5 protein-coding genes and 1 pseudogene are annotated in these 7,235 nt (G+C 70.7%); 4 read left to right on the top strand and 2 right to left on the bottom strand.

Translation table 11 applies throughout. The features are described 5' to 3' along the window. A pseudogene (locus AB0M52_RS27655) lies at nucleotides 1–714 on the top strand (hypothetical protein); the annotation flags it as partial. Between the two features lie 30 nt (nucleotides 715–744). Here the strand turns inward: AB0M52_RS27655 and lexA are convergent. Beyond that, entirely contained in the window at nucleotides 745–1,527 is a 783-nt protein-coding gene (gene lexA / locus AB0M52_RS27660) for a transcriptional repressor LexA (RefSeq protein ID WP_363959552.1), read from the bottom strand. Between the two features lie 565 nt (nucleotides 1,528–2,092). Between lexA and nrdR the strand changes: the two genes are divergently transcribed. Further along, on the top strand, nucleotides 2,093–2,593 hold the full coding sequence (gene nrdR, locus AB0M52_RS27665) for a transcriptional regulator NrdR (RefSeq protein WP_363959555.1): 501 nt from the start codon (nucleotides 2,093–2,095) through the stop codon (nucleotides 2,591–2,593). Between the two features lie 68 nt (nucleotides 2,594–2,661). Continuing rightward, the gene (locus AB0M52_RS27670; protein WP_363959558.1) at nucleotides 2,662–5,541 is read left to right on the top strand and encodes a vitamin B12-dependent ribonucleotide reductase; all 2,880 of its coding nucleotides are present in this window, start codon (nucleotides 2,662–2,664) and stop codon (nucleotides 5,539–5,541) included. A 96-nt stretch (nucleotides 5,542–5,637) separates the two neighbouring features. Here AB0M52_RS27670 and AB0M52_RS27675 read toward each other — a convergent pair whose 3' ends face one another. After that, nucleotides 5,638–6,135 (bottom strand): HIT family protein, encoded by a 498-nt coding sequence (locus AB0M52_RS27675; RefSeq protein WP_363959561.1) that lies wholly within the window; start codon nucleotides 6,133–6,135, stop codon nucleotides 5,638–5,640. Between the two features lie 606 nt (nucleotides 6,136–6,741). Here AB0M52_RS27675 and AB0M52_RS27680 point away from each other — a divergent pair. Next, a partial coding sequence (locus AB0M52_RS27680) for a BtrH N-terminal domain-containing protein (RefSeq protein WP_363959564.1) occupies nucleotides 6,742–7,235 on the top strand: 494 nt, incomplete at its 3' end.

Here is a 7,235-nt window from a genome sequence, read left to right on the forward strand (position 1 = left end):
GCGGCCGGCGGGTCGTGGATGGACGGGTTGACCCTGAACGACATCACCTACCTGATCGCCACGGTCGGTGTGCTCGGCGCGCTGTTGGTCGGCGCGGGCATCTTCGGGATCCTGCGGTCGCGCAAGCGGCCGGCGCCGGCCGGCAAGGACCGCGACGGTGACGACGACGGCCCCGGGTCGGGCGGTAAGGACGACGGGTTCGGCTCGTCGCAGGACCGCCCCGGGGGCGGGGTGTATGGCGGTGCGCAGGCTGGCGGCGTCTACGGCGGGTCGCCGAACGGTGAGGGGCCCGGCGGGGCGCGACCGGGACCGGTGTACGGGGGCCGGTCGGGCGGCGGCGGGAACAATGGCTACCCGGGCCAGGGTGGCGGCGGGAACGGTGCCCGCCCGGGCCAGGGCGGCGGTGGCGTCTACGGCGGCGGTGGCCGGCCCGGCGGCGAGGGCGCCCCGGTCTACGGGCGGCCCGGTGGTGGCCGGCCGACGGGCGGCGGGCACGCCGGCGGTGGGGGTGGCGGTGTTTACGGCGGCGGTGGTGGTGGCCGTGCCGGGGGACCGCCCGGTGGCGGCGGAGGCCGCGCCGAGCCGCCACGGCGGGGTGGGCCGCCCGAGCCCGATTACCGGGGCCGGCGTTCCGGTCGTTACCGGGAGGACGGCACCGAGCCGTACGGCCAGGCGCCCGGCGGCAACTACGGCTACCGGGGCGACCGGTACTGACCGGGGGTCAGCACCGGTCGTGATCCGGGGTCAGATCCGGCGCAGTACGGCGACGACCCGGCCCATGATGGTGGCGTCGTCGCCGGGGATCGGGTCGAAGGCCGGGTTCTGCGGCATCAGCCAGACGTGACCGTCCCGCCGGCGGTAGGTCTTCACGGTCGCCTCGCCGTCGAGCATGGCGGCGACGATCTCGCCGGAGTCGGCGGTCGGCTGCTGCCGGACTACCACCCAGTCGCCGTCGCAGATCGCCGCGTCGAGCATCGAGTCGCCCTTGACCTGGAGCATGAACACCTCGCCCTCACCGACCAGCTCGCGGGGCAGCGGGAAGACGTCCTCCATCGACTGCTCGGCGAGGATCGGCCCACCGGCGGCGATGCGGCCGAGCATCGGCACGTACGCGGGCGTGGGGCGCTGCGAGCGGGTCAGCTCGTCGTCGACGTCGCTGGGGGAGCGGACGTCCACCGCCCGGGGCCGGTTCGGGTCGCGCCGCAGGAAGCCCTTCTTCTCCAGCTCCTTGAGCTGGTAGGCGACGCTGGACGGGGAGACCAGACCGACCGCCTCGCCGATCTCGCGCACGCTCGGCGGGTAGCCGTGCCGCTCCACCCAGGTCCGGATGAAGTCGAGGATGCGCCGCTGGCGGGCGGTCAGGTCGACCGCCGCCGGATCGGGGAAGGAGCTGACCACCGGGGTCACGGGGCGCACGGCGGGCTGCCCGGCCCGGGTGCGGGTGACGCTTCGGCGTCGGGCGGCCGGTGGGCCCGCCTCGGTGCTCTGCTGCGGGCTCTGCGGCCGGTTGGCCCGGTCCTCGGTCACGTCCGTCCTCCCTGGTCGGCGCTGGGTGCCTTGGCGGCTCGTGGTGCGCGCGGTGGTCTACCGGCCGGTGGGGCGACCATGGTCACCTCCGGCTGTTGATGACCGTATAGGTGAGATCGGTCATTTTCAAACATCTGTACGACATCTCTCCGCGTGTCGGCGCGAAAAACCGCGACAGTCGTACGCCCGTTCTGATAAATGGTACGTCGGGTCGAACGGGTGTTCGACCCCGTCCGGATCGGCGGAGATCCCGTCCGGCCGGGCGGTAACCGGCGCCACCGGTCCGCGTTGGGCTCTCGGGTTGCGCCGGAAGGGGGGAGCGGGTGGGCTGTCGGGTGACGCGCCGGACACGCCGGCCAACTTGACCGCGGATCGTCGGCGGCATACGGTCGACCCCTAGATGTAGTAGTCACACGGGCGTAAGTCGCCTATAGGTTGGGTTCGACTACCGACCGCACTTCGATACCGCTGACCCGGCGGCCATCCTGCGGGGATGGTTCCGCTGTCCTGAGGCGTGCCCGGATGCGGCCGAAGTGTACCCATGGTCGATCAAGGAGGTCGGGCGATGCGGTGTCCGTACTGCCGGCACGCCGACTCCCGCGTGGTCGACTCGCGGGAGGCCGACGACGGCCAGCTGATCCGTCGGCGGCGGGCCTGCCCGGAGTGTGGCAAACGGTTCACCACCGTCGAGGAGGCGGTGCTCGCCGTCGTCAAACGCAGCGGGGTGACCGAGCCGTTCAGCCGTACGAAGATCATCGGCGGGGTGCGCAAGGCGTGCCAGGGCCGGCCGGTTGACGAAGACTCGATCGCGCTGCTGGCGCAGCGGGTCGAGGAGACCATCCGGGCCAAGGGGGCCGCCGAGATCCCCAGCCACGAGGTGGGGCTGGCCATCCTGGGTCCCCTACGGGACCTGGACGAGGTCGCCTACCTGCGGTTCGCCAGCGTCTACCGATCGTTCGACTCGCTCGCCGACTTCGAGCGGGAGATCGAGACGCTGCGGGCCGCCGCGCGCGCCCGGGAGGGCGCCGGGGTCGAGGCGGCCAGCGCCGCCGGCCCCGCGCAGTGAACTTTTCTTCGAGCAGTAGTGACAGTCGGATCGCGCGGGGGGCCCGCGTGGACGAGGGGGCGGATGAGATGCCGGGGGACGGTGTGACAACAAGCAGGTCACGGAGCAAGGCGGGCGCGGGCCTGAAGGTGGAGCGGGTCTGGACCACCGAGGGGGTGCACCCGTACGACGAGGTCGTGTGGGAGCGCCGCGACGTCGTGATGACCAACTGGCGGGACGGCTCGATCAACTTCGAGCAGCGCGGCGTGGAGTTCCCGCAGAGCTGGAGCGTCAACGCGGCCAACATCGTGACCACCAAGTACTTCCGGGGCGCGGTGGGCACCCCGGAGCGGGAGTGGTCGCTCAAGCAGTTGATCGACCGGGTGGTCACCACCTACCGCACCGCTGGTGAGGAGTACGGCTACTTCGCCAACCCGGCCGACGCCGAGGTCTTCGCCCACGAGCTGACCTGGATGCTGCTGCACCAGGTGTTCAGCTTCAACTCGCCGGTCTGGTTCAACGTCGGTACGTCGTCGCCGCAGCAGGTCAGCGCCTGCTTCATCCTCGCCGTCGACGACTCGATGGACTCCATCCTCGACTGGTACAAGGAGGAGGGGCTGATCTTCCAGGGCGGCTCCGGCTCCGGCGCCAACCTGTCCCGGATCCGCTCCTCCAAGGAGCTGCTCTCCTCCGGCGGCACTGCCTCCGGCCCGGTCAGCTTCATGCGCGGCGCGGACGCCTCCGCCGGCACCATCAAGTCCGGTGGCGCCACCCGGCGTGCGGCCAAGATGGTCATCCTCGACGTGGACCACCCGGACATCGAGGAGTTCGTGGTCACCAAGGCGCGCGAGGAGGACAAGATCCGCGCGCTGCGCGACGCCGGCTTCGACATGGACCTCGGCGGCGCCGACATCGTCAGCGTGCAGTACCAGAACGCCAACAACTCGGTCCGGGTCTCCGACGAATTCATGACCGCGGTGGAGAACGGCGGCGGCTTCGACCTGCGCGGCCGGCTCGACGGGCAGACCATCGAGACCGTCGACGCGAAGCAGCTGTTCCGCACCATCTCCCAGGCCGCCTGGGAGTGCGCCGACCCCGGCCTGCAATACGACGACACCATCAACGACTGGCACACCTGCCCGGAGACCGGCCGGATCACCGCGTCGAACCCGTGCTCGGAGTACCTGCACCTGGACAACTCCTCGTGCAACCTGGCCTCGCTGAACCTGATGAAGTTCCTCCGCGCCGACGGGGGCTTCGAGGTGGAGAAGTTCGTCAAGAGCGTCGAGCTGGTCATCACCGCGATGGACATCTCGATCTGCTTCGCCGACTTCCCGACCGAGAAGATCGGCGAGACCACCCGTGCGTATCGGCAGCTCGGCATCGGGTACGCCAACCTCGGCGCCCTGCTGATGGCCTCCGGCCTGCCGTACGACTCGGACCAGGGGCGCTCGGTCGCCGCCGCGATCACCTCGCTGATGACCGGCACGGCGTACCGCCGCTCCGCCGAGCTGGCCGGCATCGTCGGCGCGTACGACGGCTACGCCCGCAACGCCGAGCCGCACAAGCGGGTCATGCGCAAGCACGCCGCCGCGAACGACCAGATCAAGCCCACCGGCACGGTGGCCACCGCCGTGGTCCGCGAGGCGACGAAGCAGTGGACCCAGGGCAACAAGATCGGTGAGAAGAACGGCTGGCGCAACTCGCAGGCCAGCGTGCTCGCGCCGACCGGCACCATCGGCCTGATGATGGACTGCGACACCACCGGCGTCGAGCCGGACCTGGCGCTGGTCAAGTTCAAGAAGCTGGTCGGCGGCGGCTCGATGCAGATCGTCAACCAGACCGTGCCGCGCGCCCTGCGCAGCCTCGGCTACCCCGAGGAGCAGGTCGAGGCGATCGTCGAGCACATCGCCGACCACGGCCACGTGGTGGACGCCCCCGGCCTCAAGCCGGAGCACTACCCGGTCTTCGACTGCGCCATGGGCGAGCGGTCCATCGCGCCGATGGGCCACGTCCGGATGATGGCGGCGGTCCAGCCGTTCATCTCCGGCGCCATCTCCAAGACGGTCAACATGCCGGAGCAGGCCACCGTCGAGGACGTCGAGAAGATCTACTTCGAGGGCTGGAAGTTCGGCCTCAAGGCGTTGGCGATCTACCGGGACAACTGCAAGGTCGGCCAGCCGCTCTCGGCGGCGAAGAAGAAGACCGCCGAGCCGGAGGCGACCACCACGGCCGTCGAGCCGGTGGTGGAGAAGGTCGTCGAGTACCGCCCGGTGCGCAAGCGGCTGCCGAAGAAGCGCCCGTCGGAGACCATCTCCTTCTCGGTCGGCGGCGCCGAGGGCTACCTCACCGCCTCGTCCTACCCGGACGACGGCCTCGGCGAGGTCTTCCTCAAGATGTCGAAGCAGGGCTCCACCCTGGCCGGCGTGATGGACGCCTTCTCGGTGGCCATCTCCATCGGCCTGCAGTACGGCGTCCCGCTGGAGACGTACGTCAGCAAGTTCACCAACATGCGCTTCGAGCCGGCCGGCATGACCGACGACCCGGACGTGCGGATGGCCGCCTCGGTGATGGACTACATCTTCCGTCGCCTGGCGCTGGACTTCCTGCCCTACGAGCGCCGTGCCGAGCTGGGCATCTTCACCGCCAAGGAGCGGGCCGCCCAGCTCCAGGCCGAGGCCGAGGCCGAGGCGAACGCCGCGGACCTCACCGCGATGGCCTCCTCCGCCCCGGTGGAGATCAGGCCGGAGGAGCCGAAGGTCGGCGCGGTCGTCCAGCCGGCCCTTGAGCTGGCCGACGTCGCCGCCGTCAAGCCGGCGCCGTCCGTCGGTTCCAGCACCGAACTGCTGGAGGCCGTGATCGGCAAGGGCGCCGACGCGCCGCTCTGCTTCACCTGCGGTACGAAGATGCGCCCGGCCGGTAGCTGCTACGTCTGCGAAGGCTGCGGCTCCACCAGCGGCTGCAGCTGATTCACGAGTACGCGACGAGCCCCGGGCGGATCACCGCCCGGGGCTCGTCCCGTCCGGCGCAGCCCTCGAACTGGATCTTGGGGTGGCTTGCCGCCTTCATGCTTCGGACAGACCTGCGCCTTTCGTGGCGGTTGCGGTGGCCATGCCTGAGCCCCGGCTCAGGTGGTTCTGTAGCTCGGCGGCGAAGGCGTCCAGTCGGGACTCGGGGATGCGCTGGTCGGGCGGGGCGTCGAGGTAGGCAAAGACGCGCGGGCCTCGCCGGTCGTGGGGGATGTCGGGCATGCGCGGTACCACGTGGAAGTGGACGTGCCCGAACCCGTCGCGCTCGGCGTACTGCATGACGTAGGTCTTCACGCAGCCGGTGACGATGGCCAGCGCCCGGGACAGCTGAACCTGCCAGGTGCCGAGGCTCGCCGCCTCGACGTCGGTCAATTCGGCGATCGAGGTGACGTGCCGCCGCGGGACGAGTATCAGCCAGCCGGCCACCGTACTGTCGAACGCGTGCGCCACCCGCCAGTGCGCGTCGGCGGCAACGCGTTCGCGCGGCGGGAGACTGTTGAACTGGTCGTTGTTACGGCATACGTAGCAGTCCATGCCCGCAACGTAGCGGCCGACGCCCGGAGCGTAGGTGCGGCGACTCAGGGGCTGTGGTGGGAACGATCGCGAGGTCGCTACTGGTCCTCGTCGCCGTCAGTCGGGCGGGGCGGGGCGGTTGTGACGGGCCCACTCGTCCACCTCGTCCGCGTCCCAGATGGTTGTCCCGATCAAGCGGGCGATCGGCTCAGGGAAGCCGGGCCTGCGGGTGATCTGGTGTACCCGCTGTCTTGACACGCCGAACAGTGGGTCTGCGGTGGCTGCGGCGGGCCGTGGCCCTGCCGCACCCGGCGCACCGAGTTGCGGGCCGAGTACGAGGAGATCTTGGTGCGAACCGGCCCCGTGAAGGGCTGTTTCGTACCAAGATCTCTTGGTCGGCCGCGAAGTGCGGCATCTGGCGGCTGCGGGGGGACGCGGTAGGGTGTGTCGGGGCGCGCCTCCGCGCCTGACCTCCAGACCCGGCACCCACGCCGCCGGGCGTCGCGGAGGCAAGGGGTTTCACGGCCTCGGGGGAGCACCGGACTGGTTACGCGTGTCCACCTGTTGGCCGTCGAAACCGTCGCGAGCGTGGGTCGGGCGGGTCGACGCGCCGCAGACGAGGACATCATGACCAGCGACAAGCATCTCAAGGCCCGCATCCGCGCCCGGATGGCCCGGACCGGCGAGCGCTACGCCGAAGCCCGCCGGCACATCGTGGGCACCAGCCGCGAGCAGACCGACCATGGGTATGCGCTGCGCGGCGGCGTGCACCCCGAGGCCGCCAACATCGCCAACCTCCTGCACCACCACGGGCGCGAGATCTCCGAGGCGATGGTCCTCGGCGTCGGCGGTGGTCTCGGTGCCGGTTACATCCTGTGGGAGTTCGCGGCGTACGACACCGCTGTGCTGACGCTCGGTTTCCGGCACCGGTGGAACTACCTGGACTGGACCGACGCGACGCTGACCCGGCTCGGCGTGCCGTTCCGGGTGGAGCGCACGGGCGGGGCGAAGAAGGCCCAGGCCGCGTTGGCCGCTGCCCTCGACGCCGGTCACCCCGCGATCGTGGTGCCGGACCGGCAGATCGTCGGCTACTGGCATCTTCCCGCGCACCTCGACGGCCA

Origin of the sequence: Micromonospora sp. NPDC051296 (genome assembly GCF_040682255.1) — a bacterium.
In the GTDB taxonomy this organism is placed as follows: domain Bacteria; phylum Actinomycetota; class Actinomycetes; order Mycobacteriales; family Micromonosporaceae; genus Micromonospora; species Micromonospora craterilacus.